The 24,400-nt window shown below is 57.6% G+C and carries 16 protein-coding genes and 3 pseudogenes; 10 read left to right on the forward strand and 9 right to left on the reverse strand.

The features are described from left to right. Positions 1–484, reverse strand: a 484-nt coding sequence (locus A4G99_RS02380) for a twin-arginine translocation signal domain-containing protein (protein WP_150123010.1), incomplete at its 3' end; no start/stop codon positions are given. 333 nt (positions 485–817) lie between these two features. Here A4G99_RS02380 and A4G99_RS26700 point away from each other — a divergent pair. Both A4G99_RS26700 and A4G99_RS26705 read left to right on the forward strand, forming a co-directional pair. Beyond that, the gene (locus A4G99_RS26700) at positions 818–1,657 is read left to right on the forward strand and encodes a hypothetical protein (protein WP_223301625.1); all 840 of its coding nucleotides are present in this window, start codon (positions 818–820) and stop codon (positions 1,655–1,657) included. Continuing rightward, positions 1,579–2,211 carry a hypothetical protein gene (locus A4G99_RS26705; protein WP_223301626.1) on the forward strand — a complete coding sequence of 211 codons (633 nt, stop codon included), beginning with the start codon at positions 1,579–1,581 and terminating at the stop codon, positions 2,209–2,211. The genes A4G99_RS26700 and A4G99_RS26705 overlap by 79 nt, the downstream gene beginning before the upstream one ends. 34 nt (positions 2,212–2,245) lie before the next feature. On the opposite strand, the gene A4G99_RS02390 is transcribed toward A4G99_RS26705, so the two are convergent. Then, a complete protein-coding gene (locus A4G99_RS02390; RefSeq protein ID WP_082837681.1) occupies positions 2,246–3,052 on the reverse strand; it encodes an FkbM family methyltransferase in 807 nt (268 codons plus the stop codon). 247 nt (positions 3,053–3,299) lie between these two features. Between A4G99_RS02390 and A4G99_RS02395 the strand changes: the two genes are divergently transcribed. From A4G99_RS02395 to A4G99_RS02405, 3 genes are all read left to right on the forward strand, one after another. Further along, positions 3,300–4,820 (forward strand): lipopolysaccharide biosynthesis protein, encoded by a 1,521-nt coding sequence (locus tag A4G99_RS02395; protein ID WP_066139129.1) that lies wholly within the window; start codon positions 3,300–3,302, stop codon positions 4,818–4,820. A gap of 197 nt (positions 4,821–5,017) precedes the next feature. Then, positions 5,018–6,766, forward strand: coding sequence for an asparagine synthase-related protein (locus tag A4G99_RS02400; RefSeq protein WP_066138988.1), 1,749 nt, complete (start codon positions 5,018–5,020; stop codon positions 6,764–6,766). A gap of 45 nt (positions 6,767–6,811) precedes the next feature. After that, positions 6,812–8,008: a DUF1616 domain-containing protein gene (locus A4G99_RS02405; RefSeq protein WP_223301627.1), complete on the forward strand. Its 1,197-nt coding sequence runs from the start codon at positions 6,812–6,814 to the stop codon at positions 8,006–8,008. Positions 8,009–8,166: 158 nt separating this feature from the next. Here A4G99_RS02405 and A4G99_RS02410 read toward each other — a convergent pair whose 3' ends face one another. The 5 genes and pseudogenes from A4G99_RS02410 to A4G99_RS02430 form a co-directional block, all read right to left on the reverse strand. Further along, positions 8,167–9,084: an NAD-dependent epimerase/dehydratase family protein gene (locus tag A4G99_RS02410; RefSeq protein WP_066138992.1), complete on the reverse strand. Its 918-nt coding sequence runs from the start codon at positions 9,082–9,084 to the stop codon at positions 8,167–8,169. Between the two features lie 85 nt (positions 9,085–9,169). Beyond that, positions 9,170–11,185: a hypothetical protein gene (locus tag A4G99_RS02415; RefSeq protein ID WP_223301628.1), complete on the reverse strand. Its 2,016-nt coding sequence runs from the start codon at positions 11,183–11,185 to the stop codon at positions 9,170–9,172. 56 nt (positions 11,186–11,241) lie between these two features. Then, positions 11,242–12,299, reverse strand: a pseudogene (locus tag A4G99_RS02420) (DUF354 domain-containing protein). After that, positions 12,296–13,252: a glycosyltransferase family 2 protein gene (locus A4G99_RS02425; RefSeq protein ID WP_066138997.1), complete on the reverse strand. Its 957-nt coding sequence runs from the start codon at positions 13,250–13,252 to the stop codon at positions 12,296–12,298. Before A4G99_RS02425 ends, A4G99_RS02420 begins: the two are co-directional and overlap by 4 nt. Beyond that, the gene (locus tag A4G99_RS02430) at positions 13,253–14,623 is read right to left on the reverse strand and encodes a nucleotide sugar dehydrogenase (protein ID WP_066139001.1); all 1,371 of its coding nucleotides are present in this window, start codon (positions 14,621–14,623) and stop codon (positions 13,253–13,255) included. Between the two features lie 492 nt (positions 14,624–15,115). Here A4G99_RS02430 and A4G99_RS02435 point away from each other — a divergent pair, with 492 nt between their 5' ends. The 3 genes and pseudogenes from A4G99_RS02435 (at position 15,116) to glmS (ending at position 19,586) form a co-directional block, all read left to right on the forward strand. Then, positions 15,116–15,694, forward strand: a complete 579-nt coding sequence (locus A4G99_RS02435; protein WP_066139005.1) for a hypothetical protein — start codon at positions 15,116–15,118, stop codon at positions 15,692–15,694. A 540-nt stretch (positions 15,695–16,234) separates the two neighbouring features. Further along, positions 16,235–17,410, forward strand: coding sequence for a helix-turn-helix domain-containing protein (locus tag A4G99_RS02440; protein ID WP_223301631.1), 1,176 nt, complete (start codon positions 16,235–16,237; stop codon positions 17,408–17,410). Between the two features lie 362 nt (positions 17,411–17,772). Then, positions 17,773–19,586 (forward strand): annotated as a pseudogene (glmS, locus tag A4G99_RS02445) (glutamine--fructose-6-phosphate transaminase (isomerizing)). Positions 19,587–19,601: 15 nt separating this feature from the next. Here the strand turns inward: glmS and A4G99_RS02450 are convergent. After that, positions 19,602–19,811, reverse strand: coding sequence for a hypothetical protein (locus A4G99_RS02450; protein ID WP_066139009.1), 210 nt, complete (start codon positions 19,809–19,811; stop codon positions 19,602–19,604). 1,205 nt (positions 19,812–21,016) lie between these two features. Further along, positions 21,017–22,329: pseudogene (glmM, locus tag A4G99_RS02455) on the reverse strand (phosphoglucosamine mutase). 183 nt (positions 22,330–22,512) lie between these two features. Here glmM and A4G99_RS02460 point away from each other — a divergent pair. Beyond that, positions 22,513–22,944 carry a universal stress protein gene (locus A4G99_RS02460; protein WP_066139012.1) on the forward strand — a complete coding sequence of 144 codons (432 nt, stop codon included), beginning with the start codon at positions 22,513–22,515 and terminating at the stop codon, positions 22,942–22,944. A gap of 188 nt (positions 22,945–23,132) precedes the next feature. Further along, entirely contained in the window at positions 23,133–24,365 is a 1,233-nt protein-coding gene (locus A4G99_RS02470; RefSeq protein ID WP_066139018.1) for an Nramp family divalent metal transporter, read from the forward strand. Positions 24,366–24,400 lie beyond the last annotated feature (35 nt).

A 24,400-nucleotide genomic window follows, 5' to 3' on the forward strand; every position in this document is an offset into this window, starting at 1 on the left:
CGATGTGGCCGCGATCGGGGGCGAAGAGTTGCACCTCGATCTTCGAGTACTCGTGTGACGTACACTTGTACGCAAGGGAGAGGTTCTTGTTTCTGAGATCAGCAGGATCACTACTGTAATCGATGCGTTGTATTTGCCCGAACTTCGTCTTCTTGCTTCCCGTGATGTGAGCGGACTGTGAACCCTCGTATTTTACCTTCGTACTCTTTTTGAGGGCCCCTTGGCCGTTCGTCGCACTCCAGTGGCTGAGCTTTTCGAAGTTCTCGAAAGTCTCCGGACCGCTCTGTTGGTTGCCACCATCGTTGGTGGTCGTGTCATTACCACCCTTCGTGGAGGTCGTTCCCTTGCCGTCGCCCTTGTCAGTGGTACTCTTCGTGGAGGTGGTGGAGCTATCGTCACTCCCAAAGGCGGAACATCCGGCGAGACCGGCCGCACCGGCCGCACCGACCGTCGTCAGAAACGTGCGTCGTGTCTGTCGTCTCATCGCTACCCTACCTAACCAGGCATAGGTATTTTCTTATATGGAGCTTAAGGGCACAATGTCAACGATTGTGCACATGGGAAAATCAGTGTGAAAACACCGTTTACAACGTTTCCAACAGAGGGAAAACGGGGAGGAATTGAACTAGGCACCTGATAATTAATATGTGGGGTCGATACCGCACTTTTGATGGCGTCAGACAGGCAAAATCGAAATATTACGAGTCGTAGAACCTATCTCAAACTTACTGGTGCAATTGCGGCATCGGCTGCTGTCATGGGGTCTGCTTCTGCAAGCAAGTCCGATTATGAAGACCAGTACGATAGCGTCATTGACGTGACAGAGGTAGGGGCTGACGACGGAGGGGACGAGTCGATTACACCGATTCTTCGGGAACATGCGGACGACGATACGCTCCTTTACTTCCCATCGGGGCGATACTACATGGACGAACAGTTCCGATTTGCCGGGTTCAATAACTTCGGTCTCGCCGGGGACGACGCGGAGCTCGTTCCGGCAAACTACCACGATTTCGACAGTGGGGGCGATGGGAATTACCGTCTTTTCCGATTGGGAGTCGAATACGAACCGGGAACGGACCTTCGCGTCGAAGGGTTCACCGTCGATCAAACGGCCGACGACACGGGAATTCGTGTCATCGAGGCGGCCGTCGATGACGGCCTCCTGGTCCGCGACATCGAAGTTCTCGGCCAACACGACAGTGGAACGTGGGGGCCAGCGCGGATGGTCATCACTGACCCCGACGGACAGGGTCTCGTCGAACGGTTCCACGCACCGGATGGCGCGGCGTGGTCCAGCGAAACGCCGAGTGATTCGCTCTGGCGTGGTCCGACGGGAATCATGTGCAACGACAATAACGAAGGGACGATGACGTTCCGCGACTGTGTGCTCGGTCCCTTCCCCGACAACGGTCTGTACGCCGCAAACGGGAACGGTTCCGTGCAAATCGAGGGGGGCCGCTTCCAGAACAGTACTGGGACGAACGTCCGTCTCGGCGGTCACGACAGCTATATCAAAGACGCACGATCATCGTGGACCAGGAGAACCCGCACGGAATCGCCCAGCGTGGTCTCCGCATGGAGAAGGGTAACCTGCTCGTCGCCGAAAACGTCGATTTCCAGACGAACGTCGAGGAAAGTCCGGCGATATGGGTAACGCACGGTGCCAACTACAACTACATCAAGAACTGTACCGTCACCGTTCGAACGGACGACCCGACGACCGGAGTCATGATTCGCGGTAGTGCGGGACACACGCGTATCGAAAATACCGAAGTCAAGCACGATACGGGCGGCGGTCCAGCCATCAAAATCAAGGACGGCGACGATCCCGTTTACCTCGAAAACGTCACTATCACGGGAGAGGCACCGACTACGGGGTCACGGAGCGCCATCCAAAACAACCGTGACGACTGTGAGTTCCGAGCCGTCAACGTCAACTACAGCGGTGGTTGGGGCCGACGCGCACTGACCATCGCAGGCGACAACTGTCTGGTTTACGAGGGAGATTACGTCTCCGAAGATCACCCGCTCGAAGTCAGCGGCAACGGAACGTGGATCGAAGGAGTATCCGCACGGTCACGGCGTGACGACGTCGCACTGCTCCTCACGGGTGACTCCGAGGACACGTACGTCAAGAAGAGTGACCTCGACAACGGCATCGATGACCGTAGCTCCGACGGCTACGACGGTTGGGGCAACGACTTCTGATCGGCGACCACTGTTCCCCGCTTGCGACATCGGCTCAGGTTTGGGACCGAGTCGCCCGAATGTGATAGGCATCGGACCGCTCGCTCAGCCGTTCGACGTCGAATCCGTGATCGCGGAGATACGCCTCGATTTCCTCTGTCGTGGTGTCGTAGTGTTGGCTGAGTTCGTGATGAAGTTCAGCATACACGACACGAATGTCCGGAAGGATTGATTCGAATCCACGGAGAACCTGTAACTCGGCACCTTCGACGTCTATTTTGAGAATATCGGGGGATGGATACCGACCCTCTTCGACGAGCGTTTCGCCCCGATACACATCGATGTCGAGTTCGCCATCGACCGAGAGGGAGTGTTTTCCTTCGCCGTAATTGAGACTCCGGATCGCAAGCGATCCGATCCCGTCCTCGTCCGAGAGGGCGATTTCGGCGACCTCCCACCGATCGATGGGGACGTTCGCGGAGAGGTTGTGTCGGAGACGAACCGCGTTCGTCGGCATCGGTTCGAATGCAACGACCCTCCCGCTCCGGAGACGCTTTCCGACAAAGCACGTGTGTGTCCCGATGTTCGCACCGATATCGTACACCACATCCGACTCTCGAACGTCCTGGAGCAAGGATTCGATGACAGCCTGTTCGCCGACGAGCGAGGATGCTCTGTGATACTCGGTTCGAGAATCTGTCGCGAATTCAGTGGTAACACCGTCGATCGTCACCGTAGTAGACCAGAGATGAATTGCGAGTTTGGCGTGCCAGTAGAGCGTTGACAGTGCTGGTGCGATACCCGTCCGCTTACACCATTTCCAAGGGCGGCTTTGGGCGATAAACCGCTCTAAATCACGCATATGAATGTATCATGAGGCGACTCATAAATATATATCACAGATAATCCGAAGCCGAACGGGGGGTGGATGAATTAGCAGGGCCATAACGAAGTCAATAAAGGATATATGTTATATCGAGTATCGGACGATATCCACAGCACATATCAATATATCACCATTCTACACCGATGAATGCGTTATTTCTACCGAATCAGGACGATGATCCGTCTTTAGACGCATCCTCACTTTGGGGAGTGACACACTCGCGATGAGCAGCAGATCACCGCTCGAATTGTTTCAGTCGCTAAAGCGCGTGTTGTCACCCCGGGGCGGCGTCTCGGAACGGGCAGTGAAAAGCGGCATCTGGGCGTCGATGGCGAACTTCATCGGACGGGGACTACAACTCGTCAAGCTAATCGTCCTCGCAAACATCCTGACACCGGTACAGTTCGGGTTGGTCGCGTACGCGTTGTTGACGTTGGCCGCCATGCGACGCTTGTCGAATCTCGGTATCAAAGAGGCGCTCATTCAAAAAGAGGAGGACGGCGTCAACGAGTACCTCGACACTGCGTGGACGTTGACGGTGATTCGTGGCACGATCCTCTCGATAATCGGGTATCTCGGCGCACCGTACATCGCGACGTTTTTCGGGGCGGGACCACCGGCGACGGAGGTCATACGGGTGATGTCGTTGATACCGTTTTTGACGGGTATCCAGAATCCCGGTATCGTCTATTTCCAGAAAAATCTGGATTATGATAAGCAGTTCGTCTATCAGGTCGGAAAAGCAGTCGTCGCGGTCGGTGTCACGATCGGGTTGGCGTACCTGTGGGAAAGCGTCTGGGCACTCGTCGTCGGCGACATCGCGGGCGTGCTGACGGCAACGGCGTTATCGTACGTCCTTCACGACTACAAACCGTGGCCGAGTATCGATAGGGAGCAAACGAAGGAACTCGTCGGTTACGGGAAATGGATTACTGCGTCCGGCATCGTCGTCTTTCTCACGACGGAAGGGGACGATATGTTCGTCGGATGGTTACTTGGGAACGCTGCCATCGGAATCTACCAGTACTCGTACAAAGTTTCGAACGCTCCGGCGACGGAAGTGACGAAGGTACTATCGAGCGTCATCTTCCCGACCTACTCGAAACTCCAGAACGACGCTTCGAACCTCCGTCGCGCGTTTTTCAAGACGGTACAACTGGCGACGTTCGTCTCGATCCCACTCGCCGTGGGTATCGTCGCTGTCGCGCCCGTATTCGTCGATGCGTTTCTCGGGGCGGAGTGGCAACCCGCAGTCCAAATAATGCAGTTGCTCGCGCTGTGGGGTATGCTTCGCTCGATCGGTTCGACGACGGGGCCGTTGTTTCAAGCGGTCGGGAAACCCGATATCGCCACCAAGATACAAGTCGGAAAGCTGGTCATCCTCGTGATCGCGATCTATCCAGTAACCGAAGCCTACGGTATCGTCGGAACGAGTGCGCTCATCGTCGGGAGCGGGCTGTTCTTCTCGGAACCGGTCGCGACGTACCTCGCCGTCCGTGAGGTCGAGGGAAGCTATCGTCAGTTCCTTCGTCTCCTTTTTTATCCGCTCACGGCAAGCCTCGGGATGCTCGCCGTCGTAACCTTCGTGGGCGCACGACTCCCCTTCGGAGGAGTTCCGAAGTTCGTCGTCATGGTCGCCACCGGCGCGGTGTTCTACGGGATGGCCATCCTTGTGATGGAGACCTGGGCGAACTACGGAATCCGAGACGTGTTCCAAACGATGGCCGGTGCCATCGGAGAATGAGGACCGTTTCAGATATTCCTAAACACAATATTCCTGATGTTATACTGTGTATAGTTAACCGCCATTGAGGCTATAGTCATAGTAGAGCCAACCGTGACACGAGCGAGAATAGAAGAGACGAGAGGAGATCGGCGTGCAGCCGTCGACCGTCGTGGCACGGAACAACCGCCCAATACCCCAATAGAGGAGGACGAACGATGAACAAAGAGATATTTGGTGTTTTCGGTGATAAGGATGAGTTCGAACGGTTCCGCTCCGAGCGGGAGTTCGACGATATCGTGACGAGTGAAGTCGCGACCGTCGGAATTCGGGATACGGGGCTCGGGATTCCAGGCCGGAGCGCCTCCTATTCCGGCGACCTCGGATCGTGTATCATTTGGGGGGAAGCGTACCCCAACAAACGAGGGTGGTCCGAACCCGCCCGCTGGCTGTTGGAACAGTACGTAGAGAAGGGAAAAGACGCCGTTCGGGATCTCAACGGATCGTATCTCGCATTCATCCAACACGAGGGGGAAACGGTCGTCATCACCGATCCGATTCGGTCGTGGGAGTGTTTCTACACCGACGATCCGGGTGTTCGCGTGTTCGGGTCCGACGCGGCTGCCGTCGCAAAAACCATCGATAATCCCACGATGCGTCGCCAGTCCGTGGGTGAATTTCTCCACATGGGCGTCGTTCTGGGGGACAAGACGCTGTTTCACGAGCTCAGCCGAACGCCGTTCGACGGCTACCTGACTCCGAACAGTGTGAACGAGCTCGATAGGTTCGTCTACGACGAACAGGAGATGGACTACGTGGACGAACTCGCGGACCGCCTCCAGCGTGCGATTCGTCTCCGTTCGCGCCAACCCGGCAAGAAGGGATTGCTACTGTCAGCGGGGTACGACTCGCGGACGCTTCTGTCCCAACTTCCCAAGATCGATCACACGTACACCGTCGGGATGCCGGACGCACAGGAGGTGAAGGTCGCCCGTCGGCTGGCAAAGCAGTACGGTGTCGATCACACGACGCTAGTGACGAACGACCGTTACATCACACCCGGCGAGCAGAAGGTCCGGGACACCAACGGCATCAAGGAGTCGATTCATATCCACCACGCGGGCTACAACAGCGAGATAGAGGTGGACACGATGTACCACGCTCTCCTGTTCGATACGCTGTTGAAGGGCTTCGGTCACAAGCGGACGGAGCTGAAGTTGTTCGGGAAGACGATTCCAACGAAGCGGATGGAGCCGAATCCCGACCCGGTCGAGGCTTCGCTCGATAACTTCGGGTACCTCCCCGATCACAGTGCTGAACTCGCCGAACAGTACACGTCGGACTCGGATGCCGCCGGAAAGTTCGTCCGGAACGCCATCGACGCCGAATTCGATCGCTGTTGGAGTCGAACCGACGACGTCCAGAACGCCCTCGCGCTGTTCAGTATCCGAAACCAGCCGACGATTCCGTCCCGAACCCACCTCGCGGACAACTATCTCGAATCGTTCATCGCGGCCGACACGGAACTGCTGCAATGGCACCTCCAAACACCGCCGGAGTACCGCAACACGTCCACGGTGATTCGGGCGATTCGACAACTGGATGAGGACCTGTTCCGTCACCGTCCGCCGGACCGTCCGTACACCTCGACGCTCCTGTCGGAGATGGAGCGGTTCGCACGCCGAAAGATTCCGTTCGTTACGGAATATCAGTCTGCGTGGCCCGACCGTCAGAAAGTGTACGACCGCTACAACCTCGACCAGCGGTTGTTCCCCGAGCACGAAACGATCCACGAGTTGCCCTCACGGCACAAACTCAGGATCAACGATATGGTCGGATGGGTCGCCCAATGTTCGGAGAACAGGGTCAACCCGACGGACGTGCTGCATCTGCCGACGGAAGCCAAAAACACGGACGATGCGGGGTCTAAAACGAACGGAGCGGACGAGGTTCCGTCGGAGAACTGATTAGCAGCCGTATAATAAAACCCGCGTACAACGACTTCCAGGACAATGAGTACGAATAGCCGCTGGTGGTTTCTCGACCTCACGCTGGCGCTTGTGCTGACTGCTGTCGGCGGTGCCGCTTCGTATATGGGGATCGGCGGACGATTACAGGTCGCGCTCGTGGTCCCGCTCGTCGTCTTCTTACCGGGGTACGTTCTCGTCTCGGCGCTGTTCCCGGAAGGAGGGGACAACGATGACCGGTCGTTCAAGCCGAGCGAAAACATCTCGGCGTACGCCATCGGAGGAACTGTGCGAGTCGCGCTCGCAGCAACCCTCAGCGTCGCCATCGTCCCGATGATAGCCGCGCTGGCGAACTTCACGCCATGGGGGGTTCGTCTGCACCCGATTTTGTACGGTATCGTGATTTTCACCGCAGTGACCGGTGTCGTCGCGTTCGTCCGTCGGTTACGCGTGCCAGCGGAAAATCGGTACTCACCCGGTCTTCCCGGACTGTTGTTCAGTCCGGCGGATCGTTCGAACGGCGGATTGACGATGGCACTGAACGTGGGTATCGTCATCAGCGTCCTTCTGCTCGCATCTAGCGCCGGATACGCCGTACTTCACCCGCCACAACCGGAGCCGTTCACCGAGTTCCATCCGCAGACGAACAAGATAGACGGCAACACACAGACGATGTATCAGTCGGACCTCGCCTCGGACGGTGTGACCGTCAATATTCAGAACCACGAGGGTGAAACCGTACAGTACACCGTCGTCGCCCTCCTCCAGCGAGTCGAAGACGGGAAAGTGACGGACCAATCCCAGTTTGCGAAAGAACAGGTAACGGTCGATGCGGGACAGAAAAAGCAGGTGACGCTCACCGGCGACCCAGCGTTGTCCGGCGACAACGTTCGAGTTCAACTCTATCTGTACAATGGACCGGCGTCGGGGCAACCGGACGAACAGGCGCGCATTTGGCCGGTTTCGAAGAGTGCCTCCTCGGACCAAGGCGACAGTAGCGACCAGAATCAGGGGTCGGACAACGGTCAGGAGACCACCCAACAACAAACGACGGAACGACAAACGACGGCCCAGCAGACGACCCACCAGACGACGCAGCGGCAGAGTACCTCGACGAGTTCGCGGACGTCGTCCACAAGCAGTACGTCCACGACGGGGGGAACGACCACGACCAACGGAGGCGGCATCTCGACGACATCGAGTACCACGACGACGACCACTGACGACGGCGGCTTCTTCTAATTCGACGGTCGGTCGACCGTAACTGGTCGATCGAATCCAAAATTCGGTCGTGTGTGACGTGTTGATCGGACAGGCGATGGAAAGATCCCACACCGCTCACGTCAAGTGATTAGGAAACGGATAAACGCGCACTCAAACACGAAGGAAACGACGGGGGACTATTCGTACTGCTCGCAAACGCGGTGGACGCCTTCCTCGAAGCTGACTTCGGGTTCCCAGCCGGTTTCGGTAGTGAACTTGGTCACGTCCGCCATCGTGTCGTGGACGTACACGTCGTCCGGAATGGGATTCTCGACGTAGACGGGTTCGACGTCCGTGCCGAGTTCGTCGTTGATGTACTCGACCACGGTGTTGAAGTCGTAGCTCTCGCCGGTGCCGAGATTGTAGACGCCGGTCAGTTCGTTCTCTGCCGCGGTTTCCAGTCCGCTGACGATGTCCGTGATGTACGTGAAGTCGCGTGTCTGACTTCCGTCGCCGTAGACCTCCGGCGATTCGCCGTGAGCGATGTCGTCGGCGAACTGGGCGATGATGTTGGCGAACTCCCCTTTGTGCTCTTCCGCGCCGCCGTAGCCCTGATAGACGGAGAAAAATCGCATTCCGGCCATGTTCATGTCGTAGTGGTGGGCGAAGTACTCGGCGTAGCGTTCGCGGGCCAGTTTGGACGCCTCGTAGCCCGTCCGGGCTTCCACGTCCATGGATTCCGGGGATGGCTCCGTCCGACTACCGTAGATGGACGACGTCGTCGCGTACACGACGGTATCACAGCCGTCGTTCCGAGCCTGCTCGACGGTGTTGACGAACCCTTCGATGTTCACCCGTGCACCTTTCGTCGGGTTCTCCTCGTGCATCGCGTAGGACGAGAGCGCAGCGAGATGGAAGACCACGTCCACGTCGGTCGGGAGGTCGTCTTCGAGGACGCTCCGTTCGTGGAACTCGACGTCGTCGTCGAGGTTCTCCTCGACTCCGAGATAGCCATCGTCGATCGCGACGACTTCGTTCTGTTTGGCGAGATGGTTAGCGAGGTTCGAGCCGATAAATCCGGCACCGCCGGTTACGAGAACGCGTTTTCCCTGCATGGCTCACCATGCGACAGGCGGCGAAAAAAGGCTACTGGAACGTCAAAGCGAAACCCGCGCCCGTCCGGGGAGGCGGCTGTCAACCTCAGACAGTCCGGTTGGCACAGAGCATCACGTCCCCGTTGTCGTAGAGGATGCTCTGGTCGGGACGACAGATCTGTTGTTGGGAGACCTGTCGGTAGACGGGAACGCTCGCGGTTTTATCGCCGTTGGCCTGCTCGGATTGGCTCTCGTTGAGCTGTTTGACGAGCTGGAACGACGGTGCCCCGGTGGACTGGTACTTTCGATACACCGTAAGCGGATGGTCGGTCGGACCATCCCTGTTATCGGCAGAGAGATTGGCCGCAGTCGCCGGATACGCCCCTGTTCTGGCGAACACCGTCTGATACGGATGGTCGGTGTGGATGAACAACGATTGATCCCGAGGGAGTTGGGACGAATCGGGCGACCCCGTCATGTCCGCGATGGTGTGAACCGCCGCGATTTCCGACTCGGTGTAGGTCAGTCGCTCCTGGTCCTGCGGGAAGAACGGACTGTCCAACGTCCCGTGGCTGGAGATAACCATCACACTCGGATACAGGAGCGCGAGGACGACCAACGCTGTAACCACGACGTTCCGGTTGAGGTTGTGCACGAGATAGCCGACACCCATCGCACCGAGGATGGCCATCGGCGCGTAGAGGAACGCGAACCAGCGCTGTGGGATGAAGTTTCGGATGCCGAACATCGGTAGACCGAGCGTGAAGGCCGTCATCACGATCGTCGCGAACAAGAGCGTAAACACCGAATGGGAGATGCGTTTCCGGCGAAGCACGTACAGACAACCGACGGTTGCCAACGCGAACAGGATCAGGAATCCCGACGCGTCGATGTACGTCTCGATTTTTTGGAGAAGGGTCGGTGCGGAAAGCGTGATGAACTGGGAGTTGTTGCTCGCGAGATTGAACAGTCCTGCGCTCGATACTAATGTCTGTTTCAGATACAACAACACCGTTTTGAGGAACGAATTCCCGTTGTATGGGGTAAACGACCACATGAACGTGACGAGACCGATGTCAAACGCAAGGAGTCCCGCGAGATTGACGGGTTCCAGTTTTCGGTAGACGCCTGGTCTGCGAGCCGTCATCTGGAAGATATCCAGCTTGAACACAAACTGTGCTAGCAGTCCTGAAAACACCACGACGAGCATGATGAACGTCGACACCTGATGGGTCAGGATGATGGCGATGGAAAGGAACACGAGCAGGCCGAAGTCCCGTGCGTTGTACTCCAGCCGCATGATTCGCAGGAGTGCGTAGACGATAGCGATGAAGAACAACAGACCGTGACTCGTCGGAATGAGGTGAATCCCCCACTCGATGAAGTAGTCACCGAGCGAGTACAACATTGCCGCGAGCACGGCCCACCGTACCGGAACGAGTAGCTTCGTCGCGCCGTAGACGAACAGAATCGCCATCGGCATCACGAGACCGACCGAGAGGTATAGTGCGTTCCGAAGCGACACGTCGTACAACATCGCGGAGGACGCAACGAGCAAATGGAACAGCGGTGCCGCGATTTGTTTGTTCCCGTTCATCGCGGAGAGGGAGTGCTGTTCGAAAACACCCCGGGCCAACTGTGTCATGTGCGTCCAGATGTCGATTCCGATGTACGTCGGCGTGGTGTACACCGCCGTGAGCCGAATGACGAACGCGAGCGCGATTACCTGGACCAAGAGAAGCGACGGAAGGAGGTCCTCGTCGTCCACGAACAGGATTTGAAGCATGATGAGCGTTCCCGTGATGCCAGAGAGGACGTAGAACAACCGGGAGCGCTCGCTCGCGTGCAGTGCGATGGCGATCATCGCGGCCATCAGCACGAAACAGATACTCGGGAGTACCTGCGCGACTAGCTGTGAGAACGATGGATACTCGTAAATCGTCTCTCGGTCGTTGCGGACGGCGAGCAGATAGAGTCCACAGCCGAGGCCGAGGACGATGGGAATCGTCTTGATGTATATCTGTGAGGCGAAAAACCGCAACGGAAACAGCCCGATGGCGACGATGAGACCGAGAATTGCCGCATCGACGTCGAACCGTCGCTGCTTCAACCAGCCAGACATATTCCCAAACATCGATTATCGCCTCCGTCTGCCGAATCGTGGTTTCGTTATCATAGTTAAACCTCCGCGCCCGGCCGTGTCGTCCGACCGTGTTTCCGGGAACGGCCGGTGAGGGCGCGCAAAATGACGTCGGTCGTATCGACTTTGTCATCGAGAAGCCGTTCTCGGCGTTGCTGCCAGTCGGTGTCGCCTTCGAGGATGGAAACCGACTGTTCGAGCGCGCGCTCGTGTCGGTCTTCCTGCTGATAGTTGAACAGGAGTTCGTAGCGCTCGTCCAGTTCGTCCGTGTAGCCCATCGTTAGCGTGTTAACGTAGATGGCAGGCGTACCGAGGACGCACTCTCCGCCGCCATCGTCGCGCCTTCCCCGACGAACAAGTCGGCGAACGCGAGCAGGTCGTGCATCCGGTGTGGCGCGACCGTTGCCCGGTGTGATTCGAGCGACGAGGGGAGCGAGCGTTCGGAGGTGATGAGCACCTCCGAACCGGCGTCCTCCAATTGCGTGACGACATCGCGTACGTCGTCGAATCCACCTTGTCCCACGTCGTGTGATGCGCCCCACTCGACGAGCCTGAGGACGGTGAATTTCTCCTCGGGATCGAGACCGAGTTCCTCGACCACCGTCGGGTCGGGCGTGAATCGGTCGGGGTGGAGATACGCGAGTTCGTGATAACCGGGGTATCGAACCTGCTTCGAACCCACATCACGCGTGTAACAATCGGGGGTGTAGATGGCGTCGGCGAACGGAAACGCGAGTTTCTGAATGAGTTTCGCGTGTTCCGTGTCGTAGAAGATGACGCTGCGTGCACGCACGGCCGTTGCCACGTGTGCGGCCGCTACACCGCCGATGGCGGTTATCACATCCGGCCTCAACTGAACTGCCCGGCGGAGCAGACGCGCCTCGTAGGTCGCCTGTACCCGTGCCAGTTCCGACAGACCCGACGCGGTGCCAGCCAGCACCTCGTGGTCGATGTCGTACCGATCGAGCAGTTCGACCGCCATTTCCTTCTCACGGGCGAAGACGTGAACGTCGTGCCCCTCGTCCTCCAGTTCCGCGATCGCGTTGCGGAAGAAGTGGACGTGTGCCGGGTGTTGAATGGTGACGAACACTCTCATGGGTTCTGCCTCCTGTCGAGGACGATTCCGACGATGATTCCGACGACGCCGACGAGAAGCGACGTGAGCGATTTGCGTGCGTCGTCGTTCTTCGTCCCGGTGAGGGTCGAGCCCAACGCTCGGACACCGAGTGCGATCCCCGCTAATCCGCTGACGATGCCGAAGAGATAGGCGATACCGAGCGGGTGAGTTCGGTAGCGTGCCCCGAGCCGCCAGAAGAAGTTTCTGAGGAGCATGAGCGACACCTTGGGGATGTAGTCGCCGTACTGGATACTGCTCTCCTCGTCACCGTACGTCGCGGGCATATCCACGTCCGCGACCCGCATGCCGGCGACGTTCAGCTTCACGAGGATGTCGTTGCAGTAGCCGTAGTACTCGTACATCCCTTCGAGATCGATAGCCTCCAGCGCTGGCAACGAGATCGCTGTGTACCCGTTCTGTGGATCAGTGATGTCCCAGTAGCCGCTGGCGATGCGCGTCAACCCGGTCAACAACCAGTTTCCGAGCAGGCGGAATCGTGGCATCTCTTCGCGGAGTTCCGAGTTCGAAAGACGGTCGCCTTTCGTGTACTCGGCGTCTCCGGTCACGATCGGGTCGAGAAACCGAGTCATTATATCGGGGTCCATCTGTCCGTCCGCATCGACGGTGACGGTGATGTCCGTCCCGTCCTCGCGGGCCGCGAGATACCCCGTTTTGATCGCCGCTCCGGCCCCTCGGTTCACCGCATGCTGAATGGCGACGACGCCGTTGACGGCGTCGTCACTCTCCCCTGCACGGGGTGCACGCTCGATGGTTGCGTGTGCTCTAATTTCGTCCCACGTACCGTCGGTCGAGGCGTCGTCAACAGCGTAGACACGGTCCACGAAGTCGGGGAGCGAGTCGAGAACATCGCCAACGAACCCTTCTTCGTTGTACGCGGGCACGACGACGCCTATCGTGTGCCCTTCGTACATCTACACCCTCCGGTAAGCGAATCCGGCGTCGAATACTTTCTCGGCGTTGAACGCGCCAGTTACGTCGATGAAGACGGGATCGTCGTTCATCCGGTCCGCCATCTCCTCCAAGTCGAAATCGTAGAAATCCTGATGCGGCGTGGCGAGGACGATGCCGTCGTATCCGTCGAAGGAGAAGTCGTCGTCCTCCTCCACGGAGATGCCGAACTTCTCACGCATGAGTTCGTTGTCACCGTGTGGATCGTAACCGACGGTCTCGATGTCGAACTCCTGGAGCTGACGAATGATGCCGTCCACTTTGGACGTGCGGATGTCGGCCACGTCCGGCTTGTAGGTCAGCCCGAGGATGAGGACGCGACTGTCTCGAAGCGTCTTTCCTGCCCGGTTCAGCTCCTTTATCATCATGTTAGAGAGGTGGGCAGGCATGGCTTCGTTGACGTCACGGCTCTGCTGGATGAGTTTGGGCGAGAATCCAGACTGCTTGGAACGATGGATGAAGAAGTACGGATCGACGGGGATGCAGTGACCACCGACCAGTCCTGGGCGGTAGTCGTGGAAGTTCCACTTCGTCCCCGACGCTTCAAGGACTGAACGCGTGTCGATGTCCATATCCATGCTGTCGAAGGCCATCGCCAGTTCGTTCACGAGCGCGATATTCAGGTCACGCTGGACGTTTTCTACCACTTTGCTCGCTTCCGCGACTTCCATGGAGTCCGCTTTGTGAACACCCGCGTCGATGACGGTCGCGTACAGTTCGGCGATATCGTCACGAACCTCGTCGTTCATTCCGCCCACGACTTTCACGACGTCGCGGAGACCGTGCTCCGGGTCGCCGGGCGTTGCGCGCTCCGGCGAGTAGCCGACGAAGAAGTCCACACCGCAGGTCAGTCCGGACGCTTCTTCGATTGCGGGAACGAGGACTTCACGGGTCGCTCCCGGGAAGACCGTGGATTCGAGAATGACGGTCGTGTCGGGGGAGATGTGTTCGCCCACAGTTTTTCCGGCAGCCACCACGAAGTCGAGGCTGGGTTGGTCGTTTTCGTCGACCGGCGTCGGAACCGCGATCATCACGTAATCCGCACGGGTGATCTCATCGGGGTCGTTCGTGTACGTGATTTCGCTCTCAGCGATGGCCTCGTCTCCGAGGTCGCCCGTGGTGTCAGTGCCGCCGCGAAGGGTTTCGACTTTGCTGTCGTCAATGTCGAAGCCGACGACGTTGTACCCTTCTTGGTCGAATCCGACTGCCAACGGGAGTCCAACGTAGCCGAGACCGACGACACAGATCGTCGCTTCCCGGGCCTCTGTTACGTCGCTCTCATCACTTCCAGCGTAATCCGGCTGGCTGTCGATGTCTCCTATCGTCGAGTTCATGGGTGATTGTCCTCCATTCGAGTGCTCCCCGGTATCGACTGATACCAGAGCGACCGGCAGCGAGGGAAAGCGGAGGTTGAGTTTCCTTCGATTCTCCGGTCGGACTTTCCTCGTTAAAATCCATCAAACCCTGTGGGCTTTATTATACACTGACTAATGGCCTCGTGCCCGAGAGTGGCGGTTTTTCAGTAGGAAGATATGCGGGGAGAGGAAAGATAACACACCACAATCCGTAGATAGATAATATCCACAACCAGTCACGCACGCGTAATAGCAAATAGATAAGCCACCCCCGTGTCAGCCGGTCTTCGTGGCTGACGGGTCCGATATGTTATGAAAATACATGCGGGTGGATAATCGCAAGACTGCGGCATTATGAACTCGCTACAACGGTTTGAATGGTAAACGAACAAGAACGAACAGTACGGGAAAGTGGGTGCAACATCCGGGAGCGGCTTCTCCGTTTATTACCTCCCCCAGGAACGGACATGTATGAGCGCAACGACACAACAGGTCGAAGAACAATCTAGCTCCATGGACACGACATCGTCCGTAGAGTTGGGCGAGGATCAAATCTACCATCTCCTCCAGAACGAACGACGTCGTTACGTCCTTCGATATCTACACGGCTCGGACGAACAGGAATCGATGCGCGACATCGCGGAACAGGTCGCCGCATGGGAAAACAACAGCACCGTTCAGGCGATCACGTCCAGTGAACGCCAGCGTGTGTACATCCCGCTGTACCAGTCCCATCTGCCGAAACTCGACGAAGAGGGCATCATCGAGTACGACCAGAGTCGCGGGACCGTAGAAAAAACGGACATGGCCGACGTGTTGTACGACTACCTCGAACCGACCGCAGTTGCGGCGGATGACGACGAAGATGTAAGCGATGACGAACAAACTCGCTGGGAACACTACTACCTCGGCGCATCCGGCATCGGCGTAACTCTGCTCGCCGGAGCGGCACTCGGTCTGTCCCCGTTCGCAATACTCCCATCGGGTTCGGTTGGACTGGCGATCCTCGGCATGTTCTGGGCGTTAACAGTTGGACAGCAACTCGCGTAACGATCGACCAAACGAGTGACGGATAGGGATGCTTTGCGGATCAGTTTTTTACTAATGCAACTCATGTTTTCGTTTATTTACATCCGAGAATCCATCAGATCTCCATAAACAGACGAATCTCGGTCGTAACCTACTAGTAAGGCAGGCTAAATACAAAAGGTATAAGCAGTAGAAATCCAACCCCAAAGGAAAAATACTCAGCGCGGAAATACCAAACATAGAACGGTTCACCTTACGAAACCGGAAGCCAGACTTCACACCAACATGACAAACAGGCAACTAGCCATATTCTCCGTCTGCCTGCTACTCCTCACCGCCGTCGCGCCGACCGCGTCCGCCGGTGCAACACCGGGAGGTAATCAATTCGTTATTCAGAGCGTTACGTACTCGGGTGCGGGCGTTGCCAAAGCCGGGGAAAATATAACATATTTGTGGCGGTCAGCACCACACAACGAAACTGTAACAGTGTATACAGGAAATCGTTCCGGAACGCACGAGGTGTGTACTAATTTCCGTACGCCGGGGAACAACGCGACGAATTTGACGGGTACGAAGACGTGTCGAGAGATATCGCTCTCCCCCAACGGCGTCCAACAGATCAACTTCAGCTTCGGGAGTATTTCGACGAACGCGAGTGGACGACAGAACGCTGTTGCGACGGTCAAAGACGGAGAGAAGGTCATCGCACAGCAAACGGTTCCCGTCTATCTCATGGTGAAGACGGGCGATGACGATGGGGACGACCTGACCAACAAGAAGGAGATCAAGCTCGGAACGAACGTTACGAGCAAGGATACCGACAAGGACGGGCTCGAAGACGGCGAAGAAGTGAACAACTACGGGACGAACGCGACGAAAGCGGATACGGACGGGGACGGACTCCGCGACAGACAAGAGATAAGCATCGGGTCGAATCCGACCCAGGAGGATACCGACGCGGACGGGTTGTCAGATAAGCGAGAGTACGAACTCGGAACGAACGTCAGTAACGCCGATACCGACGGTGATGGATTGACCGACGTTTCGGAGGTGAACGGCACGACCAAACCCACGATGGCGGACAGCGACAAGGACGGATTGAACGACAGCGTGGAGGTCGCAGGTGCCACGGATCCGATGAAACCCGATACCGACGAGGATGGGTTGGAAGATGGAAAAGAGAAGAAACTCGGAACGGATCCGACGAAAGCGGACACCGACGGGGACGGACTCAGTGACGGGACGGAACAGAAACTCGGAACGGATCCGTTGAAGCGAGATACCGACGGTGATGGACTCAGTGACGGGTTCGAACACAGCTTCGGGACGAACCCGAACAGTCGCGTTCTCACTGGTGGTCTGTACCTCGTCTTCCTGAGTTTACTCGTCGGGATGGCGCTGTTGGTTCAGCGGAACGGAACCGAATGGCTCCCGACGCTACTCGGGGGCGAGAGCAGTCGGGACGGAGAACCCAAACCCGAGCCGCACCTACAGGATGGGAAAGTGACGACGGACGCGGATCGCGTCTTAAAACTCCTGCGAGAGAACGGCGGTCGACTTCCACAGGGAGAGATCATCGAGCGGACGGGTTGGTCGAAATCGAAGGTGAGCCGCCTCCTTTCGAAGATGGAAGACAGGAAACAGGTGAGTAAGATAAATATCGGCCGGAAGAACATCGTCATCCTCTACGGACAGGAACCTGGGAATACAAATAACACGTCCGAAAAACCGCAGTAGAGACGGTTGAAACCGCTAGTCAACGGGTAGTTCGGCGCCGAAGTGTGGAAATGTTTAACATTATAAATACACATCTAAACAGAGTGTAACTGTATCGAAACCCGATACATTCGGTTTACATTCCTGCTAAGATACCCCCTTAATCAGTCTATAGTAATGGGGGTAGGGAGAAATGTCGAAGACAAGAGCCAGTCGTTTCCAGCAGGTGGGACGGCGGGGCCTATAGGACACACCCATGAACTACCTTGACACAATAGACGGACGTGCGACGGTTCGTTCTGGCTTGCTTCACGATACGACGGGGCGTGCCAGCTCGGAACGACAGTACGAGCAGTCCGCGAGAAAAACGGAGGAGACGTAGGATGTGTGGAATTATCGCCCGCATTGGCGAAGGAGATGCGATTACGAAGCTCGTTACGGGACTCGAAAATCTCGAATATCGAGGTTACGATTCGGCCGGAGTCGCCGTCCAGAACGGGTCAGGGATATCGGTCTACAAGCGTTCGGGCCAGATCTCCGAACTGAAAGACAGTATCGTCGGGAGCGTCCCCAAAGGGAACGTCGGGATCGGTCACACGCGATGGAGCACGCACGGACCACCGACCGACGAAAACGCTCACCCCCACACGAGCGAGACGGAAAACGTCGCCGTGGTTCACAACGGTATCATCGAGAACTACAACGAACTCAAAGAGTGGCTCAAAGGGGAAGGCTACGAGTTCACGAGCGATACCGATACAGAGGTCATTCCACATCTCTTCGAATACTATCTCGAAGACGCGTCCAGCATCGAAGACGCGTTCCGCCAAACCATTCGCGACCTCGAAGGCAGCTACGCGGTCGCAGCGATCGTCGATGGCGTACACGCCATCTACGCGGCCCGACAGGGATCGCCGCTCATCCTCGGACTGGACAACAACGAGTACTACCTCGCCAGCGACGTGCCCGCGTTCCTCGACCACACTGATCGGGTCGTCTACTTCGAGGACGGCGACGTCGCCGTCCTCGACCGAACGGCGTGACGATGACCGACCTCGACGGGAACATGGTCACTCGTGACGTGGAACGGATCGACTGGGACCCCGAGGACGCCGGTAAAGGTGGCTACGAGCATTACATGCTCAAGGAGATCAACACCCAACCGAACGCGCTCGCCAACACCATCGAAGGACGAGTGGAGGACGGGGAAGTCAGCCTCGAAGCCTTCCCGGACGGGACGTTCGCCGATGTAGACGACGTTCAGTTCGTCGCCTGCGGGACGTCGTATCACGCCGCGCTGTACGGACAGCAACTCCTCAACCAGTGTGGAATCCGTGCACAGGCGTTCCGAGCGAGCGAATACGTCGATTCGTCTGCCAGCACCATCACGGAGGACACGTTGGTCGTCGCCGTTACCCAAAGCGGGGAAACGGCGGACACCCTCGGTGCGCTACGAGGAGCAAAAGAGAAAGGCGCACGAACCGTCACCGTAACGAACGTGATGGGTTCGACGGCGGCCCGCGAAGCCGACGACGCGCTGTTCATCCGCGCCGGACCGGAGATCGGTGTGGCCGCCACCAAGACGTTCTCCTCGCAAGCGGTCATGCTCTCGCTCCTCTCGCTACGACTCGCCGAGGACATCGAGACGGCGACATCGCCGGAGGACCAAGCGGACCTCCTCCGCGACTTGGAGAAACTGCCCGAGCACGTTCAGGAAGTGCTCGACACCACGGACGCCAAACGGATAGCCAGCCGATACACCGGCAGCGAGGCGTTCTTCTTCATCGGTCGAGGGTTGAACAACGCCGTCGCCAAGGAGGGGGCGTTGAAGTTCAAGGAGATCACCTACGAGCACGCCGAAGGGTTCGCCTCCGGCGAGTTGAAGCACGGACCGCTCGCGCTCGTAACACCGGATACACCAGTGTTCGCGCTGTTCAACGGCGTGAAAGACAAGAAGACGCTGCAGAACGCCAAGGAAGCACAAGCACGCGGCGCACCCATCGTCTCGGTCGCGTGTGCAGGCCACGATTCGGAGAAAATCTCCGATGCGTTCCTCGAAATCCCGAAGACTCACACCGTCTGGGCGGGACTGCTGGCGAACATCCAGTTGCAGCTAGTGTCCTACTACGCGGCGAAGAATTTGGGTCGCCCGATAGACAAACCGCGAAATCTGGCGAAAAGCGTCACCGTCGAGTAATCGACGAGGGTAGTGTCATGGAACGCGGTCTATTTTTTGCGGATACGAACGGGCACGAGTCCGGAGTCGATACGCGTGAAACAGCGCGAGCGTTGCGAACGCGGCGATAGTTACGTACGCAACCGAGAGGACGAACGTACTATCGACGATCCATGCACCAACCACCCCGCACGCGCTGAGAATTGCGAGCCAAAGATACCGAACGCTCCAGTCGGTCGTAGACATCGTCCGGAGCTCACACGGGAAGAATATTATTATCAGGTGAGTAAACGCGTGGCTAGCCGCCACATAAACGGACGAATTCGACGGTGAGAAAGAACAAACAAACAGATATGTGGAAATGCCTGAAAGTAGCAATATCGGCCGAGCCAAAACTTATTACTAGGATCGCGGAATAGTAACAAACGTCCCGTCGTCGCCGTGGCAGACGTCGGCAGGGACAGCTGTCATCCACTCTTCCGAACGTCTAGATGGGAGCCGTGGCTACGGGTAGTTATGGTGAAGGCCGTCGAAGGGGAGAGCACATTTCGTCTGTCTTCGCGGGAGGATTGGCAGGTGGATTTGGTAGGAGTGAGAGAGGTCATTTCGTGTGCTTTCTCTCTGAAGAGTGCACTCATAGGTAGAGATGTGGTTGATCCAACGGCTTTCTCGAAAACTCACCGAGCACACGAAACTGACGAAGTTAGGTTTTAAAAATACGCCTAATACTTTCGCATAGAAGATAAAACGGTATTGTCTACTGTAGAGAGAGTATATGTGTGTCTAGCTTTTGTTTTAGAAGATAGAAGATCGGGAGGAAACGGTGGGCACGGTAGGGTATTTTTCGAAAGAGTAAGAGAGTGGATTTCGTCTGTTCCTGCCGTGTGACGTTAGAGTAGAAACGCTGAAAACGACCATTTCGGAAAATGTCACTCCTTAAAACTGAGTTTCGTCTGTTTCATGTGCCTGGGGTTGTTTCAAGAACAACCGGAGATTCAGCGTCAAAGCGACGGGTACCCCACTCTCGGACAACAGAGCACACGAAATGACCTCTCTCACTCACCACGACATTCTATGACAAAGTCGAACGGGAAGAGTACATTTCGTCTGTCTTGTTGGAATTACACTTCCCAGTTTTCAAATAGTTTGCTCCCATCCACACCAGTTTCCTTGCTTCGTGATCAGACACACACCGGTTTTCCTCTGCTTTTCGATGAGGGCGACCAACTACCGCTAAAGTCCATCTTTTTAGCCCAAGTAAAAATCCAGTACGGCTATATTGTATATATTGACTAATAAAACATCACCCCGGATAGATCTTCCATGTGTTCTATTCGCAGGATAGCAGAGGAAACATGGTGTGAGTGTCCTACTTAAACCACGAGAGATAGCACAGGAAATCTGGTGTGTCTTCCGAACGGAGATTATCGATGCGAAAGAGAAGAAGCCCGCTATTCCGCGTATTCGGCCACGAAGGCGTCGGCCGTCTCGAACACCTCGTCGGCGGCGTCCGGGTCGCGGGCCTCGGCGGCGATGCGAACCAACGGTTCGGTGCCGCTGGCGCGGATGAGGAACCAGCCCTCGTCCAGCGACACGCGGACGCGTCGATGGTCGTGGCGTCTTCGTAGCGCTCGGTGACGGCGGCCGAGAGGGATTCCATCAGACCGACCTTGTCCTCGACGTGGACGTTCTTCCGCCGGATAGGGTACTCGCCGACGTCGGCCGCGAGCTCCGACAGCGACCCGTTTTCGGCGACGAGTTCGGCGAGGCGGCAGGCCGCGAGGGGACCGTCGGGGCAGAGCGTCTGGTCGGCCCAAATCCACGCGCCGGACTGCTCGCCGCCGAAGACGACACCGGGTTCGGTCGCGCGCTCGGCGACGTACACGTCACCGACCTGCGTCCGCACCACGTCCGCGCCCTGTTCGGCGAGGACGTCCTCGACGATGAGGCTGGTGTCGACCGGCGTGGCGATCGTTTCACCTTCACCGGCGTGTTGGCGTGCGAACAGGGTGAGCAACACGTCGCCCGAGATGAAGTCGCCGTTTTCGTCCACGGCCATCATGCGATCGGCATCGCCATCGTGTGCGATTCCGAGGTCCGCGCCGATTGCCGTGACGTGATCACAGAGCGACTGGCAGTTCTCCGCCGTTGGTTCGCTCGGGCGTGCGGGGAAACGGCCGTCGGGTTGCGCGTTCAGCGTCTCCACGTCACAGCCGAGTTCGTAGAGGGCGTCGGCGGTGGCCGCACCAGCACCGTTCCCGACGTCGATGACGACGGAGAGATCAGCGGGCGAGACTGCCTCGGCAAGGGTTTCGACGTGTTTGTCGTGTGCCCCATCCCAGTGTGTTTCTTCGCCGGTTTCGTCCCAGCTTGCGAGGTCGAACGCCTCGTCCTCGATGATGGATTCGATTTCCGCGCGTTGGTCGGCGTCGAACGCTTGCCCGGACGGGTTCCAAAGTTTGATTCCGTTGTCCGTCGCCGGGTTGTGTGATGCTGTGATGGAGACGCCCGCGTCGGCGTCCTGCCACTCGACGCTTCGAGCGACGGTCGGCGTCGAGGCCAGACCGAGCATCACGACATCGGTTCCACATTCACGGAGACCGGCCGAAAGCGCATCCGCGAGGAATCGTCCGCTGTCGCGGGGGTCACGTCCGATAACGACGCGCTCGACGCCGGTCGAGGCGAGCGCTCGACCGACCGACAACGCGAGGTCTCCGGTGACTACTTCGCCGACAGGGCCGCGAATTCCGCTGGTTCCGAACATTGATTCGTACGACATTCGGGACGGCCAAAAGGGTTCCCTTCGGACGGGACTGTTTACTGGAAAGCGGGCATGAGTCGTCGGTTTTTACCAAATGAGAGAAAAGTTCACAACCGTCCGACTACATAGAATGTGAGAGTATATCACGCAAAGGAACGAATAGTAACTCGAAACGAGTGAGTGGAAATGTACACCGAAATACTCGTGGCGACCGACGGAAGCGACAGGTCAGCCGTCGCGTTGGAGCACGCTTTCGAGTTGGCGGCACAGTTCGACGCGACGCTCCACGTAGTGTACGTACTCAATACGGCCAACAGTCCGCTTGGACTCGACAACGTTCTCACCGACGTTCACAACCCACCGGGGGAATCGCTCATCGAGGAAGTCGTCCAAGAGGGACGAGAGCAGGGTCTCACCATCGAAGGCCACGTCCTCAAAGGGGTTCCCCACGAAACGATCGTCGAGTACGCCATCGAGAACGGGGTCCATCTCATCGTTATCGCAACCCACGGTCGAAGCGGGGTCGTGCGAGGGATGCTCGGCAGCGTCACCGAAAACGTCATCCGTCGCTCGGAGGTCCCCGTCCTCACGGTTCGAATCGGTAGCGCCGATGGCTGAGCGACCGAAGTGAACAAAATTTTGACGCTGTCGGGAGAATCCCGCAACATACCGGGGAAGACATCAGAGTTATATTTGGGCACGCTAAACAAAGAATTAGATGAGTCAAAAGCAGGGAGCTGGAATGCCATGTCGCGAGTAGCAAACGAGCGATTGGGATTCTCTACCGACAACGAGGAGATGATGTGATGAAATACTCCTTTCGGGAAGTTCTCTCATACCTCGGGCCGGGATTCATCATCAGTGTCGCGTACATGGACCCCGGTAACTGGGCCACGAACATTTCGGGCGGTGCGAAGTTCGGATCAGCGCTCCTCTGGGTCATCGTCCTCGCCAGTTTCATGGCGATGGGAATTCAGATAGTCGCGGCGAAGCTCGGTATCGCAACAGGGAAGGGTGTCGCACAGCTTTGTCGGGAGCGATTGCCCCGGCCTGTCGTCCTCGTACTCTGGGCTGCTGCGGAGCTCGCGATGATCGCGACGGATATGGCGGAGATCATCGGCGCAGCCATCGGTTTCAGCCTCATCTTCTCGCTTCCGCTTTGGGCGGGTGCGATACTGGCGGGAATCAGTTCGTTCGCGCTTCTCGGGGTCAGAACCGCACACAAACGAGGATTTCGATGGGTCGAACTGCTCATCATGTCCCTGGTCGGCGTCATCTCGATCGCGTTCATCTTCGAGATGGCGCTCGCGCAACCGACCGCGGGAGAAATCACGAGCGGACTTGCACCGAGTATCCCGAATGCGAGCGCACTGTACGTCGCTATCGGGATACTCGGTGCCACCGTGATGCCCCACAGCGTCTACCTCCACCCGTACATCGTCCAAGATCGTCGGAGCCGTCTCATCGAGGACGAAGGGGATACGGAAGAGGTTCACCGGCGTCACTTCATCCTCGAAAGCGTCGATACCGTCATCGCGCTGTTCGGGGCCATGTTCGTCAATGCGGCGATGCTCATCGTCGCGGCGGCCGCGCTTCAGGGCACCGGCATCGAAACCCTCAACCAAGCGTACGTCACGCTCGATGGTGTGTTCGGTGGACACGCTAGTTTGGCGTTCGGTATCGCCCTCATCGCCGCCGGACTCTCCTCGTCGCTCGTGGCGACGATGGCCGGACAGACGGTGATGGATGGCTTCCTCGACCTCAACATCAACGTCTGGATTCGACGATCAGTCACGCTCATTCCAAGTTTGGCCGTCGTGGTCGCCGGGTTCGACCCGACGTCGGTGCTCGTCGCCTCGCAGGTCGCGCTGAGTTTCGAACTCCCGTTCGTCCTCATCCCGCTCGTCTGGTTCACCCGGGAGGAGGGAATCATGGGTTCGTTCCGCAACTCGTCACGAACGACGAGCATGCTCGGGATCGTCATCGCGCTCATCATCGTCCTCAACATCTGGTTGCTTTACTCGACGCTATTCGGGTGACGTGTTTCGACAAGTCAATTGTTCCCCGTCGCACG

The sequence above is a fragment of the Haladaptatus sp. R4 genome, assembly GCF_001625445.1.
GTDB lineage: Archaea > Halobacteriota > Halobacteria > Halobacteriales > Haladaptataceae > Haladaptatus.